The following is a 17,652-nucleotide window of genomic DNA, read 5'->3' as shown; positions in this document are numbered from 1 at the left end:
GTTTTTCCCTGTACCAACGTGTGGTGAAGAACGGAAGAAGCCGGTAGTGCAAGCCGATAATTCAAGAATTCAATAAGCAGCGGTGTGAGAGAGCGCCGCATTACACGTAACTAGGAGCGTGGTTACACAATGCAGGAGGCATGGGAAGGCTTCAAGGAAGGCATCTGGACGGGAGAGGTTGACGTCCGAGACTTCATCCAGAAGAACTACACCCCCTACGAGGGCGACGAGTCGTTCCTCGCCGGCCCGACCGAGCGTACCAAGGAGCTGTGGGGCGAGGTTCTCGACCTGCTGCTCAAGGAGCGCGAGCAGGGCGGCGTCCTCGATATGGACACCAAGACCGTCACAGGTATCGTGAGCCACCCCGCTGGCTACATCGATAACGCCCACCGCGAGATGGAGACCATCGTCGGCCTCCAGACCGACAAGCCGCTCAAGCGCGCGCTGCACGTCAACGGCGGTATCCGCATCGCTTGCCAGGCTGCCAGCCAGCACGGCTACAAGATCGACGAGAACGTTGTCGAGCGCTACACCTTCGAGCGCAAGACTCACAACGCCGGCGTCTTCGATGTCTACACCCCCGAGATGCGTGCCTGCCGTTCGGCCCACATCATCACCGGTCTGCCCGATGGCTATGGCCGCGGCCGCATCATCGGCGACTACCGTCGTGTCGCTCTGTACGGCGTCGACTACCTGATCAAGGACAAGGAGGCCCAGAAGGCTTCCACCCCGACGGTCATGACCGCCGACAACATCCGCGATCGTGAGGAGCTGCAGGAGCAGATCCGCGCCCTCGGCGAGCTCAAGATGATGGCCGAGACCTATGGTTTCGACATTTCCAACCCTGCTACCAACACGCAGGAGGCCATCCAGTGGATGTACTTCGCCTACCTCGCTTCCGTCAAGGAGCAGAACGGCGCCGCTATGTCCATCGGCCGTACCTCCACGTTCATCGACATCTACGCTGAGCGTGACCTTGCCAACGGTACCTTCACCGAGGAGCAGATCCAGGAGTTCGTGGATCACTTCATCATGAAGCTCCGCATGGTCAAGTTTGCCCGCACCCCCGAGTACCAGGCCCTGTTTACCGGCGATCCGCAGTGGGTCACCGAGTCCATCGGCGGCATGGGTGTCGACGGCCGTACGCTCGTTACCAAGATGAGCTACCGCTACCTGCACACGCTCGAGAACATGGGCACCAGCCCCGAGCCCAACATGACCGTTCTGTGGTCGACCCGTCTGCCCGAGAACTTCAAGAAGTTCTGCGCCAAGACTTCTGTCGCCAGCTCCTCGATCCAGTACGAGAACGACGACCTCATGCGCGTTTACCACGGCGACGACTACGGCATCGCCTGCTGCGTGTCCTCCATGCGCATCGGCAAGGAGATGCAGTTCTTCGGCGCTCGCGCCAACCTGGCCAAGTGCCTGCTGTACGCACTCAACGGCGGTGTTGACGAGGTCTCCAAGAAGCAGGTCGGCCCCAAGTACCGCGCCGTCGAGGGCGATACGCTCGATTACGACGACGTTGTGGCAAAGTACAACGACATGATGAAGTGGCTCGCTGGCGTGTACGTCAACTCGCTGAACATCATTCACTACATGCACGACAAGTATTGCTACGAGCGCATCCAGATGGCTCTGCACGACAAGCACGTGCATCGCTGGTTCGCTACGGGCATCGCTGGCCTTTCCGTCGTGGCTGACTCCCTGTCCGCCATCAAGTACGCCAAGGTCCACCCCGTCCGTGACGAGAACGGCATCATCGTCGACTTCGAGACCGAGGGCGAGTTCCCCAAGTACGGTAACGACGACGACCGCGTCGACCAGATCGCTCACGACGTTGTGCACCAGTTCATGGAGTACATCCGCATGAACGACACCTACCGCAACTCCGTGCCCACGACCTCGGTTCTGACCATCACCTCCAACGTCGTGTACGGCAAGAAGACCGGTTCTACGCCTGATGGCCGCAAGGCTGGCCAGCCCTTCGCCCCGGGTGCTAACCCCATGCACAAGCGCGATAGCCACGGCGCCATCGCTTCGCTGTCTTCGGTTTCCAAGCTCCCGTTCCGCGATGCTCAGGACGGCATCTCCAACACCTTCTCCATCATCCCGGGCGCGCTCGGCAAGGAGGACCAGGTGTTCTTTGGTGATATCGACCTTGATCAGCTGGGCGAGTAACTATTGTTAGTGCTATACTAACAATAACGATTACTGATTAGTGCGCCGGTTTCGGCCGGCGCCTATCGATCGAAGGAGACACATTATGAAGGTTTCTGAAGTTTCCGAGACTCAGGCCGATAACCTGGTCCACATGCTCGACGCTTACGCCGAGAAGGGTGGCCACCACCTGAACATCAACGTCTTCAACCGTGAGACGCTGCTCGACGCTCAGGCTCACCCCGAGAAGTACCCGCAGCTGACCATTCGCGTTTCCGGCTACGCCGTGAACTTCCACACGCTCACCAAGGAGCAGCAGGACGAGGTCATTTCGCGTACCTTCCACAACAAGTTCTAAAGGGGTTTAACTCCCGCAGGATCGCTGGGGCTGTTTGGGCTACCTCCCAAAACGTCCTCGGACATGCAAGAAGCCCTCGCTGCGCACTTCGTGCGGCGAGGGCTTCTTGCGTCCTGTGGAAAGTTTTGGGAGGTAGCCCAAACAGCCCCGGCGGGGTCCTGTGTAGTTACTCTTTAGGCGGAACTCTCCTAATAGATTGATCGTTGGGGATACTTTCTTAGTTGCGCTACCGTTTATCGCGTATAGCTACCGTTTGCGGAGTAAGTAACACTTAGCAATAAACCGTGTAGAATCTCAGTTAAGCACGGAGTTTTCCAGGGAGACGCTGTCCTTTGTTATGTGCAAAGGGCGGCGTCTCTTTGGCGCTTGGACGCCGTTGTGCAACAGTGCGCCGGGCGTGTGTCATGTAGTGAAAAGCCAACGTCGAGATGGGTCGTGATAAGAATGGGCAAGTACGTAATCGTGGTTGAGTCTGGGTCGGATGTGACGCCGGAGCTCTGCGAGCGCTACGGCATCGTGCGCGTGCCTATGCATGTCACGATTGGTGACGAGACCGTCGAGGACGGCTCGATCGATCCGCTCGAGATTTACTCGCGCTGTAACGAGTTTGGCGTTATGCCCAAGACCAGTGGCTGCTCGCCTGCGGATTTTGCTCACGTGTACGACCGCATTCATGCCGAGCAGCCCGATGCGACCATTTTGCATCTTGCGTATTCCGAGGCCACGACCTGCTCGCATCAGTCCTCGAAGATTGCGGCCCAGGGGCGCGACTACGTGTTCTCCATGGACACGCGCTTTGTCTCGGTGGGCCAGTCACTCGTTGTCGTTGAGACTGCCAAATACATCGAGGCTCATCCCGATGCCACCGTTGACGAAATTTTCGCCTTCACCAATTCGGTGATGGACCGCGTGCTGTTGGGCTTTGTCCCAACCGATCTCGCCTTCCTTAAGGCCGGCGGTCGCTTGTCCAACGTCGCGTTCCTAGGCGCCCATCTGCTCAAGATTAAGCCCTGCATCGAGGTGACGGGCGGCAAGTTCGTGGCGACCAAGAAGTTCCGCGGTTCTATGCTCAAGTGCGCCCGTGCCTTTCTTGACCACATGGTAGCGAAGGGCGAGATCGACTACTCGCATATTGGCCTGGCGTATTCGGTGGGCCTTTCCGAGGAGCTGCGCGACGATATGGAAGTCTATGCGCACGACCTGGGCTTTAAGGACGTTACCTGGACTCAGGTCGGCGGCGTCATCTCGAGCCACTGCGGCCCGACCGCCTTTGGCGCGGTGCTTACGCTTAAGGCGTAGGGCCTGGCGTCTATCGATTTCTATTGCTTCGGCGGCGAGCGGGTTGTGACAACCTTCCCGCCGCTTTTGCGTGGAGTCAAATAGGACGATCAAATTGACCGCTAAACCGTTTCGCCATCAGGCGTATGGGCTAGAATGGCTCTGGCATTTTAATTGACAAAAACCAAAGAGAGGCAAGGTTGCGGGAATGGCTGAGATGACGCTTGAGGGTGTGGATGCTCATCCCGAGGACTCTGCGTATGCCCTGGGTCGCGTGCATTCGATCGAGACGATGGGAACGGTCGACGGACCCGGCATCCGCTTTGTGGTGTTTGTTCAGGGCTGTCCCATGCGCTGCGCGTATTGCCACAATCCCGATACCTGGTCTGTTAACGGCGGCACGATGGTGACCGTCGAGCATCTCATGGACGAGTTCCAGAGCAACCATGAGTTCTACCGTAGCGGCGGCATTACCGTTTCGGGCGGCGAACCGCTCCTGCAGCCCGAGTTTTTGGCCGACCTGTTCCGCGTGATGCACAACAACCCCGATGGCCGCGTACACACCTGCCTAGACAGCTGTGGCTATGCATTTGATCCCAAGCATCCGGAGAAGTTCGATGCTGTTCTCAACGAGACCGATATGGTGCTGCTCGACATCAAGCATGCCGATCCGGTTGAGCATAAAAAGCTGACCGGTTGCGATCCTGCGCGCATCCTGGCGTTTGGCGATGAGCTTGCCCGTCGCAAGATTAAGGTTGTTATTCGCCATGTGGTGGTGCCGGGTATCACCGACACGGCGGAGGAATGCGAGAAGCTCGGTCGCCTGATCGCTCCATGGCACAACGTGGTGGGCCTGGAAATGCTGCCGTATCACACGATGGGTGTCGTCAAGTACGAGCAACTGGGTATTCCCTATAAGCTCGAGGGCGTGCCCCAGATGGATACCGCGCGCATGCCCGAGCTGCGCAACGCCGTCATGGCCGGCATGAAAAAGCGCCGTGCGGAGCTCAGGTCGGCCATTGGCTAACAAGCCCGTCCCAAATTGACTACCCTTTAAGATGTGCAACAAGGTGGGTTGGGTCAGCGAGGATGGTTGCTATTCGACATGCGATGCGGGCCTTATCGACATCGATGGCCGTACCTATGTCATGAGCATCATGACATCGATGCCGTGGAGCGACCGCTCGAGCGAGGTCGTGGCCGCCATCGCCAAGGCGCTCTATGATACCCGCGCTGCACTGGCTTAGCGTGTTCGTTTGGCGAGGTCAAACAAAATGCTGGTACCATACCGTGGTTGAGAATTTCGTATAGGTTTGGGGAATGGTATGGCTACCATCGCGATTATCGGTGCGCTCGAAAAAGAGATCATGCAGATTAAGGAAGAGCTGAGCGACGTTTGCGAGGCACGGGAGGCAGGCTTGACCGTTGTGAGCGGTGGGCTCGACGGCCTGACAGTTGTCGCCACAACGGCGGGCATGGGCACGGTGAACGCCGCCGCTGCGACACAGCACCTCATTAGCAAGTATGCTCCGCAGGCTGTTGTGTTTTCGGGCATTGCGGGCGGTTTGAACCCCAAGCTCCGTATCGACGACGTGGTCATTGGCAAACGCCTGCGCTATCTGGATACCGATACCGCGCTTATCGCCGAGTCCGCACCGGGGCTCGAGGAGTTTGGCTCGACACCCGCGCTGGTCGATATTGCCGTCGACGTGCTTGCTGAGCGTGGGTTTGTTGATGCTTCGACAAATGCAGCCGCTTCGAACGAGGGAGCCAAACAATTCCTGGTCGGCACGATTGCCACGGGTAACCGCTTTGTGACGGGCACCGCCATGCGCAACGACGCTATCGAGGCGACGCATGCCGATTGTGTCGGCATGGAGGGCGCGGCAATTGCCCATGTCGCAACCAAAAATGGTGTCGATTGCCTGGTGTTGCGCGCTATCAGCGATAATTGTGACGAGGCGTACGATGCAATTTGCGACCGAGAGTTCGATCTGTTCGAGTACGCGCGTGTCGCAAGTGATATCACGCTCGATATCGTCCGCCGCATTGCCGCCGCGCAATAGCGCGCTCTTTTGTAAGAACCTACGACCAAGGAGTGTCCATGGCCGATTCCATTAACTACCAGCTTGCCAAGTTCGTCGCCAGCTACGGCAAGGTTTCGCAGATTCCCGAGTCCACCTGCCCCGAGGTGAGCTTTGTCGGCCGCTCCAACGTGGGCAAGTCGTCGATTATGAACAAGCTCTTTGGCCGCAAGAACCTGGTCAAGGTTTCCAGTACGCCGGGCAAGACGAGCAACATCAACTTCTTTGAGGCCGACGACGTGCATTTCGTGGACCTGCCGGGTTACGGTTTCGCCCGTCGCTCCAAGGCCGAGCGCGACCGCTGGGCCGAGCTTATTGGCGACTTCTTTGACTCCGAGCGCAGCTTTAACCTGGTCGTATCGCTGGTTGACATTCGTCACGACCCCAGCAAGCTCGATCATGACATGATCGACTACCTGCAGGGCAACGAGTTCAACTTTATCGTCTGCCTCACCAAAGCCGACAAGCTCAGCCGCACCCAGCAGGCCCGCCAGGCAGCAGCCATCAAAAAGCAGCTCAACGTCCCGGCCGAAAACGTGATCATCACGAGCTCCCAGACCGGTGTGGGCATCGACGAGCTCAAGCGCCGCATTGCCGAGGCGTGCCTCTAATAAGTGCTTCAGTCTAGCAAGAGCCCCTACCAATAAAAAGCCAAACTATCAGCCCGGCGCCCCTTCAAAGCGTGGGTCCCTGTAGACATCCTCAGCAAGGTAGGCGCAGGGACGGTCGGGATGTTCCCTCAAAATCATTCCGCAGCGCGAAGGCCCCTTGTCCGTCGCTCCGTAGGAGCAGGACAAGGGGCCTTCATGTGCGAGGACGATTTTGAGGGAACATCCCGACCGTCCCGGACAGGTATATGAGGAGGATGTCTACAGGTACTCGATTTGAGCGCCTTCCGTGTCGCACGTCAGAATATGCGTATCGCACTTGGGGAACTGCTCGCGCAGCTTGACCTGTAGGAACTTTGCCACGATGGTGTCGTCGGTCACAGCCATGAGGGTCGAGCCCGAACCGCTGATCCAGATGGTCTTGGCGCCGCCGTTAAGGCAGGTGTCGCGCACGGCGTTGTAATCGGGAATCAGGCGGCGGCGATAGGGCTCCTGGATGCGGTCGTCGTTGGCGGCGGCAATCAGGTCAAGGTTGCCGGTCTCCAGGCCGCGCGTCATGCCGGCGATGCGGCCCATTTGCCATACGGCGGTGGAGAGTGGAATCTCCTGCGGCACGACCTTGCGCGCCTCACTCGTATGCACCTCGTAGGGCGGAATCACGGTAATAAAACGCAAGCGATCGCTCACCTCGTAGCGCAGACACTGGGGGAGCGAATCAGTCGGCGTAAAGGAGCAAACGGCACCACCCAGGATGGCAGGGGCGACGTTATCGGGATGGCCCTCGACCTCGGTGGCAATGCGGACGAGCTCGGCACGGTCGACGGTGTGGCCCGTCAGCGCGGCGGCGGCCATAATGCCGGCGACGACGCAGGTGGAGCTGGAGCCCAGGCCGCGAGCGACGGGCACATCGGTTTGAATGTCGATGGCAACGGGAAAAGCCGGCTCGCCCCACGCGGCCAGTGCATCCACAAAGCTCACGTAGACTAGGTTGTTCTCGTTTTGGAACTCCTCGGGGCAACCCGTGATGGTGAGCTTGTCGGCGCGCTCAAAGGTGAAGTGCGAGTAGAGGCTGACGGCCATGCCGAGGGTGTCGTAGCCGATGCCTAGGTTTGCGCTGGTGGCGGGGACGGTGATCTTGATCATGGGAATCTCCTGGGCGGTCTGCCTGTTTAGTTCGCTGCTCGGGCAGTCCTGGCTCGCTCGGAAAGCACATTAAGTGCTTTCCGGCTCGTGCGGAACTCGCGACGAACTAAACAGGCAGACCCGCATGTCAGTTCGTCATCATCCCGGTGGGTTTCTGATAAAAGAAGGTGCGCCGGCTTTCGCCGGCGCTTAATAAGGGGTTTAGTTGGTGCTCATTCGTTTTGCTGCAGACTCGACGTAGCTTGCCATCTCATCGACGTCGCAGACGTCTTCAAAGCGGACGGGCTTGGACTCGAGCTCGGCAAGTTGTGCCGGGGCGACCGTATCGGTGGCCTGCTCGAGCACACGCATAGCCTCAAAATCATCCTCGGGAACGTCGAGGCCCAGAGCGTCGCAGCAGGCGCGCGGGAACTTGTAGGGGCTGGCGGTCGAAAGCAGCACGCGGGCCTTGGCGCCCTCGGCGGGGGTGACTTTTTCAAAGACGTGATAGCCGCAGGCGGTGTGCGGGTCGATCACATAGCCGTTTGCATCCCAGCAGTTCTTGATGGCAGCGCGGACCTCGTCCTCGCTGGCCCAACCGCAGCCAAAGACGCTCTGAATCTTTGCCAGCAGGTCGGCGGGAACCTCGTAGCGACCAGTCTGTGCCAGCTGCTCCATAAGGCCAGCAACGAGCTCGCAGTCGCCATCGGACAGGAAGTACAGCATGCGCTCCAGGTTAGAGCTGATGAGGATGTCCATCGACGGCGAGATGGTCGTGAAGAACGGACGGTTGCGGTCGTAGACGCCGGTGGTCAGGAAGTCGGCGAGCACGTTGTTCTTGTCGCTGGCCACGACGAGTTTGGCGACGGGCAGACCCATGCGCTTGGCATAGTAGCCGGCCAGGATGTCGCCAAAGTTGCCGGTCGGTACGTAGAACTCCACGGTGTCGCCGGCCACAATGGCGCCGGCGCGCAGCAGCTGCGCATAGGCGGCAAAGTAGTAGACAACCTGCGGCACCAGGCGGCCGACGTTGATGGAGTTGGCACTCGAAAGCACAGTGCCAGCGGCCTCCAGGCGCTCGGCAAGCTCCTTATCGGCAAAGATGCGCTTGACGGCACTCTGGGCATCGTCGAAGTTGCCGCGGATGCCGCAGACGGCGACGTTATCGCCCTCCTGCGTGGACATCTGCAGATTCTGCACGCGGCTGACTTTGCCTTCGGGATAAAAGACGGTGATGCCCGTGCCCGGGGCGTCGGCAAAGCCGGCGAGTGCTGCCTTGCCCGTGTCGCCCGACGTGGCGGTGACGATCATGATGCGCTCGGCGCCGCCGTCCTTGGCGGAAGTGCGGGCCATCAGACGGGGGAGCATCTGCAGGGCGACGTCCTTGAAGGCGCTTGTGGGGCCGCCAAAGAGCTCCATCACATAGGTCTGAGGGACGTCAGCGCCCGGTGCGGCGTCGAGTTTGACGAGCGGCGTGACCTCTTCGCTCGCGAACGTGCCGCGGTATGCCTCATTCACACAGGCCGAAATTTCTTCGGTCGTGTAATCATTCAGTAACATTCCCAACACATCTTGAGCGATTTCAAAGTACGATTTATCTGCAAGCGAGCTGATATCGACCTGCTGGGTGCCGAGCTCGTCCGAGACAAACAAACCCCCGTCGGGAGCGATGCCGGTGCGGATTGCCACCTTACTTGAGCACGATAAAGTGCGTCCTCGTGTACTATGATAAGTTCCCATATAACACTGCTCCTCGGATGCCTTGGTCCCAATCGGTGAAACCATGGTATCAGAGCGCGCAAAATAGGTTCGCAGAGGCTTTTTAGAAAGGTAACCTCCAGCCCATGATTAAGATTGCCAAGTTTGGCGGCTCGTCGGTCGCCGACGCCGAACACTTTAAGAAGATCAAGGCCATCGTCGATGCCGATCCGGCCCGCCGTTTTGTGGTGGTTTCTGCCTGCGGTCGCCGTTTTAAGGGCGACACCAAGGTGACTGACCTGCTCTACCTGGTTAACGCGCACGTTAAGTACCACGTGTCGTGTGAGGAGCTGCTCGAGGACATCGGTCAGCGCTATTTTGATATCGCTGACGAGCTGGGGCTCACCTATCCCATCCGCGAAGAGTTTGCGGCCTTTGCCGAGCGTGCTCGCTCCGGTGGCTACTCTACTGAGGAGCTCGTAAGCCGCGGCGAGTACTTTACCGCTCGCCTGATGGCCGAGTACCTGGGCCTGCCGTTCCTGGACGCCGCGACAGTTGTGGCGTTCCATCACGACGGTACGCTCAGTATGAACCGCACCTCCGAGCTGGTGCAGGAGTACGGTCAGCAGGGCGGCTTTGTTATGCCCGGTTTCTACGGTGCGACGCGTGAGGGCCAGATCAAGCTGCTCGATCGTGGCGGCGGCGATATTTCCGGCTCGATTCTGGCCAAGTGCCTGGGCGCCGATCTGTACGAGAACTGGACCGACGTTTCGGGCTTCTATTCTGCCGATCCTCGCATTGTGCCCGAGGCTCAGCCCATCGCCCGCGTTACCTACGAGGAGCTGCGAGAGCTTTCGTACATGGGCGCGAGCGTCTTGCACGAGGAGGCCGTGTTCCCCGTGCGCGAGGCGGGCATTCCGCTGGTCATCAAGAACACCAATGCGCCGCAGGACCCCGGCACCATCATTAGCGAGACGGCTGACGAGGGTGAGGCGGAGCCCATCATTACCGGCGTGACCGGCAAGCGCGGCTTTGTCGCCATCAACGTTGCCCGCGACCGCACCAAGCCGCGTGTCGGCTTTATGCGCCGCGCGCTTTCGGTCTTCGAGCGCTATGACGTTTCCGTCGAGCACATGCCCACCGGTGTCGACCGCTTTGGCGCCGTGGTGCAGGAGCAGGACGTGCACGACTCGCTGTACTCGCTCGTGGGCGACATTCAGCAGGAGGTCGAGCCGCTCGAGATCGAGGTCGTTGAGGGCTTGGCGCTCATCGCGACCGTCGGCCGTAACCTGCGCGGCCGCGCAGGTATCTCGGGCCACCTGTTTGGCATGCTCGGCCAGGCTGGCGTGAGCGTGCGTATGATTTCGCAGAGCTGTGACGAGATCAACATCATCATCGGTGTCGAGGAGAAGGACTTCGACCTGGCGATTCGGACCATTTACCGCGCCTTCTCCGACGAGAACGGCATTGTGAAGGTCTCCGACCTGGAGGCTCCCGCGCCGGTCGATCCCGCCCCGGCCGCGCTCCACAAGTAGCTGCTATCCCAGTAGATTTTTGGGACTTGCCTCAAAAATCTACGGCGGGGCGTTTCGTTTCGGTTTCGTTTCGACGGGGCGGGTTTCGTGCCCGCCCTGTTCTTGTATACACTGGCAACAATAATCGGCCTGCTCGGCGTGCGGGCAAAAGCCACAGCCTCTAAAGGGGGAAGCATGAAACAGTACACGGTTGCTATTTTGGGCGCGACGGGAGCCGTGGGTACCCAGATGCTCGAGTGCCTCAACGAGCAGGAGTTTCCGGTCGGCAAGCTCAAGCTGCTAGCGAGCGCGCGCTCTGCGGGCAAGACCGTCGAGTTCCGCGGCGAGCAGGTTGTGATTGAGGAGGCTTGCCCCGAGGCCTTTGAGGGCTGCGACATCGTGCTCGGCGCCGCCGGCGACGATATTGCGAAGGAGCTGCTGCCCGAGGCCGTCAAGCGCGGCGCCGTCGTGGTCGACAACAGCCACGCCTTCCGCATGGATCCCGAGGTGCCGCTGGTTGTGCCTGAAATCAATGCCGACGACATCAAGTGGCATCACGGCCTTATCGCCAACCCCAACTGCGCGACCATCATCGGCCTGGTTCCTACGTGGCCGCTGCATCAGCTCGCCGGCGTGAAGCGCATGATCGTCTCGACGTACCAGGCGGCTTCGGGCGCTGGCGCTCCCGGTATGGCTGAGCTCGAGGCTCAGCTGGCCGCCCTGGGCCGCGGCGAGGAGATTCCCGAGCCGCGCGCCTTTGCCGCCCAGCTGGCGAGCAACCTGATTCCGCAGATTGGCGGCGTCAAGGAGGAGGGCTTTACCTCCGAGGAGATGAAGCTGCAAAACGAGGGTCGCAAGATTATGCATCTGCCCGAGCTGCGCGTGAACTGCACCTGCGTGCGCGTGCCCGTGCTGCGCTCGCACTCCGAGAGCATTACGCTCGAGTTTGAGCGCGATATTACGGTTGAGGAGGCTCGTGCTGCGCTGGCTGCCGCTCCCGGCGTCAAGCTGGTTGACGACATGAGCGCCGAGGATGCGCACGATCGCTTCCCCATGCCGATGGATACGTCCGACCAGGACCTGATCTGGGTCGGTCGTGTGCGTCGCGACATCTCGAACCCCGAGGCCGCGCGTGGCATCACCTTCTGGTGCTGCGGCGACCAAATCCGTAAGGGCGCGGCAACCAACGCCGTCCAGATTGCTAAGCTGCTCTGCGAGTAGTGCGACCTGTCCGGCGGGGGCCGGGCTTAGTTTTCAGAACGTCCTCGACCATGTGTGGCGCCTTGTCCTGCTCCTTCGGAGCCGCGGACAAGGCGCCACACTGGTCTGCGGAGTGTTCTGAAAACTAAGCCCGGCCCCTGCCTGCGGTGACTCGGCTGCGAGCGGCCTGCGATGGGGCCGCTGCTGGTTGGGGCCGCTGGGCTGATGTGGGGGCACGTGGCCGTTGCAGGCCCTGGTCCCGGCGGCGGCCCCGGCGCTTCGCGCCTGCCGTCTTGGGGGACTGCGGAGCGCGGCCGGCAGCTGCGGCGCGTTGCGCCTGCTACCTGCGGGGACTTTGGGGTCGTGCGGCAGCTGCGGCGCTGTCGCGCCTGCTGCCTTGGGTGACTTTGGGGTCGATTGGGGTTGTCTGCACAATTCGCGGTATTATGTTGCGGAGTTTTGAAAGGAGCCGCTGGTGGTCACGACGACATTTGCCTCGCCTTTGGGCGAAATCTTGCTTGCCGCTGATGGCCGCGGTCTGACGGGGCTTTGGTTTGAGGGGCAGGAGCACTTTGGTTCCACGCTTCTCCGGGAAGACTCCGAACATGTTGAAGGCGCCGACGCGGTTTCCGGTACCGGTGGCATGTCGTCGGTGAGTCCGGCAAATGGTGTGGCCTCCTCGGTGCTCGAGCGTTCTTGGGCTTGGTTGAATGCTTATTTTGCAGGGCAGGAGCCTCGGTTTACGCCGCCGTTGCATTTGATTGGTACGGCGTTTCAGCGCGAGGTTTGGTTTGAGCTGCTTTCTATTCCGCGTGGCGAGGTCGCTACGTATGGCGAGATCGCCCAGCGTGTAGCGGCTCGACATCGTGTGCCGGGAAATGAAGCGCCCGCTGTGTCTCCTCGTGCGGTGGGGGCTGCGGTTGCGCGTAATCCCATTTCGATAATCGTGCCGTGCCATCGCGTGGTCGCGGCCGACGGATCGCTCAACGGATATGCCGGCGGGCTTGATCGCAAGGAGTGGCTGCTTCGGCTTGAGGGCGCGTACGAGGAATAACGCTCGAACGCTTTGCATAACTAGGACGCCGCAAAAGGACGAGCCTCCGTCCTTCCGCGGCCGGTATGCGTCCGGGCGCTCGGCATCGGCGGCTTAAGTTTGGCTAAGTCACATCCTGCGTATTTGAAAACGCGCAGGTTGAGCCGCTAAGGCTGCGCTAAGGCGGTTGACGGTACGCTATCATCGGCAGTATCGAAACCTGTAGAGCCATGCGCCAAAGGAGCAACTATGAAGCTGATGCTTGCCGAGGACGAACCTGGTCTCTCCCGCGCCCTCACCGCGATTCTTCAACATAGCGACTACGAGGTCGACACCGCCCTCGACGGCTTGACGGCGCTCGAGAATCTACTCACCAACGATTACGACGCCGCAATCCTGGACATCATGATGCCCGGCATGGACGGCATCGAGGTGCTCAAGCGTACACGCGCCGCCGGAAAGCGACTGCCCATCATCATGCTCACGGCAAAAAGCGAGGTGTCCGATAAGGTCGAGGGCCTGGATGCCGGTGCCAACGATTACCTGACCAAGCCGTTTGCCGCCAAGGAACTGCTTGCGCGTATTCGTGCCATGACGCGTGCCGCGACGGCAATTGACGCCACGACGCTCAGCGTGGGTAACGTGCGCCTCGACACGGCGGCTTGCACGCTTGTGGGACCTTTGGGCGAGGAGCACCTGGCCAATCGCGAGTTTCAGCTTATGGAACTCTTTATGCGCAACGCCGGCACGCGCATGCCCACCGAGCGCCTAATGCTTGAGGTTTGGGGCGAGGACGCGCCCGAAGGTGCCAATGTAGTGTGGGTCTATATCTCGTACCTGCGCAAAAAGCTGACGGCGCTGGGTGCCGACGTGGCCATCCGCGCGTCGCGCAACCAGGGATATTCGCTCGAGGTTGTCGAGGAAGGAGAACGGGCGTGAGCGTGCGCACGTGGTGCAAGCGCATGGCGGCGAAGCTCGGCATGGGTGTGGGCTCGGGTAATCCGGAGCGCGCCGATGCTGCCAGTGCAATGGGCCGTCGCCTGCGTCGTAAGTTCATCCTCGTTGCCATGGGCGCTGTGACCGTGGTGCTCACGCTCATCATCGCTGGCATCAACATTGTCAATTATTCGCATGTTTGCAAGATGGCCGACGCTCGCCTGGACTATATTCTGGCGGGCAAGGACGGTATCGATTGGGGGGACGAGCCTAAAGCCGAGCCCGCTAATGGCAAGGATGCCGGCGATAGCCAAGCGGGCGTTCGCATCAGACACTTCGAAGGCATGACGGCGGAGTCTCCCTTCGACACGCGCTACTTTACGGTGACGATTGACGCCGGACAGGTTGCCGATGTCAATACGGCCCGCATTGCCGCGGTTGGTGCCAAGCGCGCCGCCAGTATTGCCGCAAGGCTGCATGCCAAGGGCTGGACCTCGGGCTTCTCTGGCAATTATCGTTATACGACCGACGTCCAGGACGACGAGATCACCTATGTGTTCGTGGACTGCTCGCGCGAGCTTGCAAGCTTTCATTCGTTTTTGAGCGCGAGCGTGGCGATCAGTTGCATTGGCTGGCTGGCGGTGCTGGCAATTGTGGCGGGTGCCTCGGGTGCGGTGATTCGGCCGATGGTCGAGAGTTATAGCAAACAGAAGCGCTTCATTACCGATGCAAGCCACGAGATCAAAACGCCGCTGGCCGTGATTGACGCCGCCAACGAGGTCCAAGAGATCGAGAGCGGCGAGAGCGAGTGGACGCAGAGCATTCACGAGCAGGTCGCGCGGCTGACGGCGCTCACGGAGCGTCTGGTGTTCCTGGCGCGTATGGACGAGGGTTCGGCCGGCTTTACTATGGCGACGATTGATCTTTCGGAGGCCGTGGACACGGCTGCGACGCCATTTGAATCGGTGGCGGTTTCGCGCGGAAAGCGGCTGTCGACGTCGATCGCGAGCGGTGTGCGGGCCCATGCCGATGCCGCGGCAGTGGCGCAGGTTGTTGAGCTGCTGCTGGACAACGCCACACGCTACGCAAGCGAGGACAGCGTGATCGAGCTGAGCCTGCGTGCCGTTTCGCGCGGTGCGGGCAAAGGCTCGGCCGAGCTTGTCGTATCGAATGCTGTTGATGAGCTGCCCGAGGGCGACCTGGACCGGCTGTTCGACCGCTTCTATCGTGCGGACGTGTCGCGCAGCTCCAAGACAGGTGGCTCGGGCGTGGGGCTGTCCGTCGTGCGCGCCATCGCCGAAGCCCATGGCGGATCAGCCACCGTATCCGGCCACGATCATCAGATCACCTTCACCGTCCGCCTCTAAGACCTGCCAAAAAGGGACAGGTTTATTTTGGCAGGTTTTATCTGTGCAGACGGCAGCGGAGGCTGGCGGTGATCGGCGCCATGAACGCCACCGACCCAAATAAACGCACCTCTAACTGCTAAAATATGGACATCGTTGTTCGGCTCCCGAAGGAAAGGAGACGGTCATGCAGTACGAGATCGGCGGAGGGGCTTTCCCGGTTGTTACGTGCAACCTTAGCGACGGCGAATCCATGATCACCGAAAGCGGTGCCATGGTCTGGATGACCCCCAACATGGAGATGTCCACCTCGGGCGGTGGTATAGGCAAGATGTTCTCTAAGGCTTTTTCGGGTGAGGCGTTGTTCCAAAACATTTGGACCGCGCACGGCGATGGCATGATTGCGTTTGGCTCTTGCTTCCCCGGCCGCATTATACCGATCGAGATTGGCCCTGGTAAGAGCTGGATTTTGCAGAAGCGTTCGTTCCTTGCCGCGGAAAGTGGTGTTGAGCTGAGCATCCACTTTAACAAGAAGGCAAAGACCGGCGTCTTTGGCGGCGAGGGTTTTATCATGCAAAAGCTCACGGGCTCGGGTATTGCCTTTGCCGAGATCGACGGCGACCTAGTTGAGTACGAGCTTGCTGCTGGCCAGCAAATGATTGTAGATACCGGCAACGTGGCCGGCTTTGAGGAGACGGTGAGCATCGACGCGCAGATGGTCAAGGGCGTCAAAAACATCATGTTTGGCGGTGAAGGCGTGTTCAACACTGTGCTCACCGGTCCGGGGCGCATCTGGCTGCAGACAATGCCCATTTCCAATCTTGCGGCAGCAGTGGCTTCGATGACCAACAACAATAACTAATCGTGTATAGGATGACGCGCGCGGCGGGCCCGGCCTGTCGTGCGCGTTTTTTGGTGGCAAACGCCCTGTTTATCGGGTGCGGCTGTGCTCCTGCAGGGCGTAGATCGATTTGTCCATGTTGAACAGATAAGCCACAACGCAGACGATGAAGAACATCGGCAGATTACCGAAACCGAAGACCTCGCAGCCAATGAGGATCGGCGCGAGTAGCGTGTTGGTGGCGCTGCCAAAGACGGCGGCGTATCCCAGCGCGGCGCAGAGCTCGACGGGCATGCCGAGAATCCCGGCGAGTACGACACCCAGGCTGGCTCCGATGGAGAACAGCGGCGTCACCTCGCCACCCTGATATCCTGCGGAAAGCGTGGCGATGGTGAGTACGAATTTGAGCGCCCAGTCCCAAGGCATGATCGACGCCTCGCCGTTGTCACCCAGTGCCGCGGATATCAGGTTGGTGCCAAGGCCGCAGTATCGCCCCTGCCACAGCGCGAACAGAATCGCCGACAGCGCAAGGCCCATAACGGCAACGCGTATGTAAGGGCTGGGGAGCAGCCGCGCTGCAAGGGTCTTGGCATGGGCAAGGCACCAGGCAAAAGCTCCACCTACCATACCAAACGCGATACCCAACAGCGCCAGTCGTCCAAGACCGGGGAGGTCGAGCGCATACGAGGCGGTAATGGCGACCTCGAACTTCTCGAGTCCCAGAGCGCCGGAGGTCATGCTTGCGGCAAGCGAAGCCGTAAGCGCGGGAAACAGCGCGCGGTATTCCATGCGTCCTGCGACCAGTACTTCGATCGCAAAGACCGTGGCGGCGAGGGGCGTTCGGAAGAGTCCGGCAAAGCCGGCGGCCATGCCGATAAGCAAAAACGTGTTGCCGGGGTCTCGGAAAGGTAGACGTCGGCCGATCCAATGCGAGACGGTTGCGCCGATCTGCACGGCTACGCCTTCTCGTCCCGCGCTGCCGCCAAAGAGATGCGTGGCCCACGTGCTCAGCATAATGAGCGGCACCAAACGTGGGGAGATGGCGTCCTCGTGTCCGTGGCCTACGTCGAACACCAGACTCATGCCGCGGTCGGTGCCCTTGCCCCAGGTGCGGTAGGCAAACACGATGGCAAGGCCCGCAAGAGCGAGAAAGGGGAGCAGCAACGCGACGTGCGAGTCCCGGAAGGCGCCAATTGCCAGGAGCACACGACCAAAAAGGGCACAGATGGCGCCAACGATAACGCCGATAGGGATTCCGACGGCGCCCATGAGCACGAGACCGCTATAGGTGTTGACCAGGCGTTTAATCCTGCTCGATGCGCTGCTTTCTGACATTTTGCTTTCCGACACTTGCTCTCTTGATAGAAAAAGAGCTGGAGTTGCGCATCGTTGAGAGGCTTTCCAGCTTTAGCAAAACAAACTTATAAGATGCGACGGGCCGCGTCAAGATAATTACCGGACGGCCTAGGAGGCG

Annotated in this window: 16 protein-coding genes; 13 read left to right on the top strand and 3 right to left on the bottom strand. The window is 60.2% G+C overall.

The window, feature by feature from the left end:
• The first annotated feature begins 129 nt into the window (after positions 1-129).
• The 7 genes from pflB (at position 130) to yihA (ending at position 6,491) form a co-directional block, all read left to right on the top strand.
• Positions 130-2,181: a formate C-acetyltransferase gene (gene pflB, locus CHY22_RS02930; RefSeq protein ID WP_089572355.1), complete on the top strand. Its 2,052-nt coding sequence runs from the start codon at positions 130-132 to the stop codon at positions 2,179-2,181.
• 85 nt (positions 2,182-2,266) lie between these two features.
• Positions 2,267-2,518, top strand: a complete 252-nt coding sequence (gene grcA3, locus CHY22_RS02925) for an autonomous glycyl radical cofactor GrcA3 (RefSeq protein WP_055252439.1) — start codon at positions 2,267-2,269, stop codon at positions 2,516-2,518.
• 444 nt (positions 2,519-2,962) lie between these two features.
• Positions 2,963-3,817 (top strand): DegV family protein, encoded by an 855-nt coding sequence (locus CHY22_RS02920; RefSeq protein WP_089572354.1) that lies wholly within the window; start codon positions 2,963-2,965, stop codon positions 3,815-3,817.
• 187 nt (positions 3,818-4,004) lie between these two features.
• Positions 4,005-4,823 (top strand): pyruvate formate-lyase-activating protein, encoded by an 819-nt coding sequence (gene pflA / locus CHY22_RS02915; RefSeq protein WP_089572353.1) that lies wholly within the window; start codon positions 4,005-4,007, stop codon positions 4,821-4,823.
• Between the two features lie 43 nt (positions 4,824-4,866).
• Positions 4,867-5,043, top strand: a complete 177-nt coding sequence (locus CHY22_RS10060; RefSeq protein ID WP_158551160.1) for a hypothetical protein — start codon at positions 4,867-4,869, stop codon at positions 5,041-5,043.
• Between the two features lie 78 nt (positions 5,044-5,121).
• Entirely contained in the window at positions 5,122-5,862 is a 741-nt protein-coding gene (gene mtnN, locus CHY22_RS02905) for a 5'-methylthioadenosine/S-adenosylhomocysteine nucleosidase (RefSeq protein WP_089572351.1), read from the top strand.
• A 38-nt stretch (positions 5,863-5,900) separates the two neighbouring features.
• Entirely contained in the window at positions 5,901-6,491 is a 591-nt protein-coding gene (yihA, locus tag CHY22_RS02900; protein ID WP_089572350.1) for a ribosome biogenesis GTP-binding protein YihA/YsxC, read from the top strand.
• A gap of 258 nt (positions 6,492-6,749) precedes the next feature.
• On the opposite strand, the gene thrB is transcribed toward yihA, so the two are convergent.
• Both thrB and thrC read right to left on the bottom strand, forming a co-directional pair.
• Positions 6,750-7,631, bottom strand: coding sequence for a homoserine kinase (gene thrB / locus CHY22_RS02895; protein WP_089572349.1), 882 nt, complete (start codon positions 7,629-7,631; stop codon positions 6,750-6,752).
• A gap of 201 nt (positions 7,632-7,832) precedes the next feature.
• Positions 7,833-9,350: a threonine synthase gene (gene thrC, locus CHY22_RS02890; RefSeq protein ID WP_089572348.1), complete on the bottom strand. Its 1,518-nt coding sequence runs from the start codon at positions 9,348-9,350 to the stop codon at positions 7,833-7,835.
• A 104-nt stretch (positions 9,351-9,454) separates the two neighbouring features.
• On the opposite strand from thrC, the gene CHY22_RS02885 reads away from it, so the two are divergent.
• The 6 genes from CHY22_RS02885 to CHY22_RS02860 all read left to right on the top strand — a co-directional run bounded on the left by CHY22_RS02885 (position 9,455) and on the right by CHY22_RS02860 (position 16,199).
• Positions 9,455-10,843 (top strand): aspartate kinase, encoded by a 1,389-nt coding sequence (locus tag CHY22_RS02885; protein WP_089572347.1) that lies wholly within the window; start codon positions 9,455-9,457, stop codon positions 10,841-10,843.
• 174 nt (positions 10,844-11,017) lie between these two features.
• On the top strand, positions 11,018-12,043 hold the full coding sequence (locus CHY22_RS02880; RefSeq protein ID WP_089572346.1) for an aspartate-semialdehyde dehydrogenase: 1,026 nt from the start codon (positions 11,018-11,020) through the stop codon (positions 12,041-12,043).
• A 454-nt stretch (positions 12,044-12,497) separates the two neighbouring features.
• The gene (locus CHY22_RS02875) at positions 12,498-13,076 is read left to right on the top strand and encodes a methylated-DNA--[protein]-cysteine S-methyltransferase (protein ID WP_233502817.1); all 579 of its coding nucleotides are present in this window, start codon (positions 12,498-12,500) and stop codon (positions 13,074-13,076) included.
• Positions 13,077-13,304: 228 nt separating this feature from the next.
• Positions 13,305-13,994: a response regulator transcription factor gene (locus tag CHY22_RS02870; protein ID WP_089572344.1), complete on the top strand. Its 690-nt coding sequence runs from the start codon at positions 13,305-13,307 to the stop codon at positions 13,992-13,994.
• Positions 13,991-15,358, top strand: coding sequence for an ATP-binding protein (locus CHY22_RS02865; protein WP_089572343.1), 1,368 nt, complete (start codon positions 13,991-13,993; stop codon positions 15,356-15,358). The genes CHY22_RS02870 and CHY22_RS02865 overlap by 4 nt, the downstream gene beginning before the upstream one ends.
• A 166-nt stretch (positions 15,359-15,524) precedes the next feature.
• Positions 15,525-16,199 (top strand): TIGR00266 family protein, encoded by a 675-nt coding sequence (locus CHY22_RS02860; RefSeq protein ID WP_089572342.1) that lies wholly within the window; start codon positions 15,525-15,527, stop codon positions 16,197-16,199.
• A 69-nt stretch (positions 16,200-16,268) separates the two neighbouring features.
• Here the strand turns inward: CHY22_RS02860 and CHY22_RS02855 are convergent, their stop codons facing one another.
• On the bottom strand, positions 16,269-17,513 hold the full coding sequence (locus CHY22_RS02855; protein WP_089572452.1) for a chloride channel protein: 1,245 nt from the start codon (positions 17,511-17,513) through the stop codon (positions 16,269-16,271).
• Positions 17,514-17,652: the final 139 nt, after the last annotated feature.

Source organism: Collinsella sp. TF06-26 (genome assembly GCF_002232035.1).
Lineage (GTDB): Bacteria > Actinomycetota > Coriobacteriia > Coriobacteriales > Coriobacteriaceae > Collinsella.
Note: the sequence above shows the minus strand (reverse complement) of the source record. Positions and strands in the feature narration are given on the sequence as shown.

What these genes read in the sequence shown, in the direction of transcription:
- CHY22_RS02855 (WP_089572452.1), bottom strand. Translation starts at nt 17,513, where the DNA reads ATGTCAGAAAGCAGCGCATCGAGCAGGATTAAACGCCTGGTCAACACC.
- thrC (WP_089572348.1), bottom strand. Translation starts at nt 9,350, where the DNA reads ATGGGAACTTATCATAGTACACGAGGACGCACTTTATCGTGCTCAAGT.
- CHY22_RS02860 (WP_089572342.1), top strand. Translation starts at nt 15,525, where the DNA reads ATGCAGTACGAGATCGGCGGAGGGGCTTTCCCGGTTGTTACGTGCAAC.
- yihA (WP_089572350.1), top strand. Translation starts at nt 5,901, where the DNA reads ATGGCCGATTCCATTAACTACCAGCTTGCCAAGTTCGTCGCCAGCTAC.
- CHY22_RS02870 (WP_089572344.1), top strand. Translation starts at nt 13,305, where the DNA reads ATGAAGCTGATGCTTGCCGAGGACGAACCTGGTCTCTCCCGCGCCCTC.
- CHY22_RS02885 (WP_089572347.1), top strand. Translation starts at nt 9,455, where the DNA reads ATGATTAAGATTGCCAAGTTTGGCGGCTCGTCGGTCGCCGACGCCGAA.
- CHY22_RS02920 (WP_089572354.1), top strand. Translation starts at nt 2,963, where the DNA reads ATGGGCAAGTACGTAATCGTGGTTGAGTCTGGGTCGGATGTGACGCCG.
- grcA3 (WP_055252439.1), top strand. Translation starts at nt 2,267, where the DNA reads ATGAAGGTTTCTGAAGTTTCCGAGACTCAGGCCGATAACCTGGTCCAC.
- pflB (WP_089572355.1), top strand. Translation starts at nt 130, where the DNA reads ATGCAGGAGGCATGGGAAGGCTTCAAGGAAGGCATCTGGACGGGAGAG.
- thrB (WP_089572349.1), bottom strand. Translation starts at nt 7,631, where the DNA reads ATGATCAAGATCACCGTCCCCGCCACCAGCGCAAACCTAGGCATCGGC.
- CHY22_RS02880 (WP_089572346.1), top strand. Translation starts at nt 11,018, where the DNA reads ATGAAACAGTACACGGTTGCTATTTTGGGCGCGACGGGAGCCGTGGGT.
- mtnN (WP_089572351.1), top strand. Translation starts at nt 5,122, where the DNA reads ATGGCTACCATCGCGATTATCGGTGCGCTCGAAAAAGAGATCATGCAG.
- pflA (WP_089572353.1), top strand. Translation starts at nt 4,005, where the DNA reads ATGGCTGAGATGACGCTTGAGGGTGTGGATGCTCATCCCGAGGACTCT.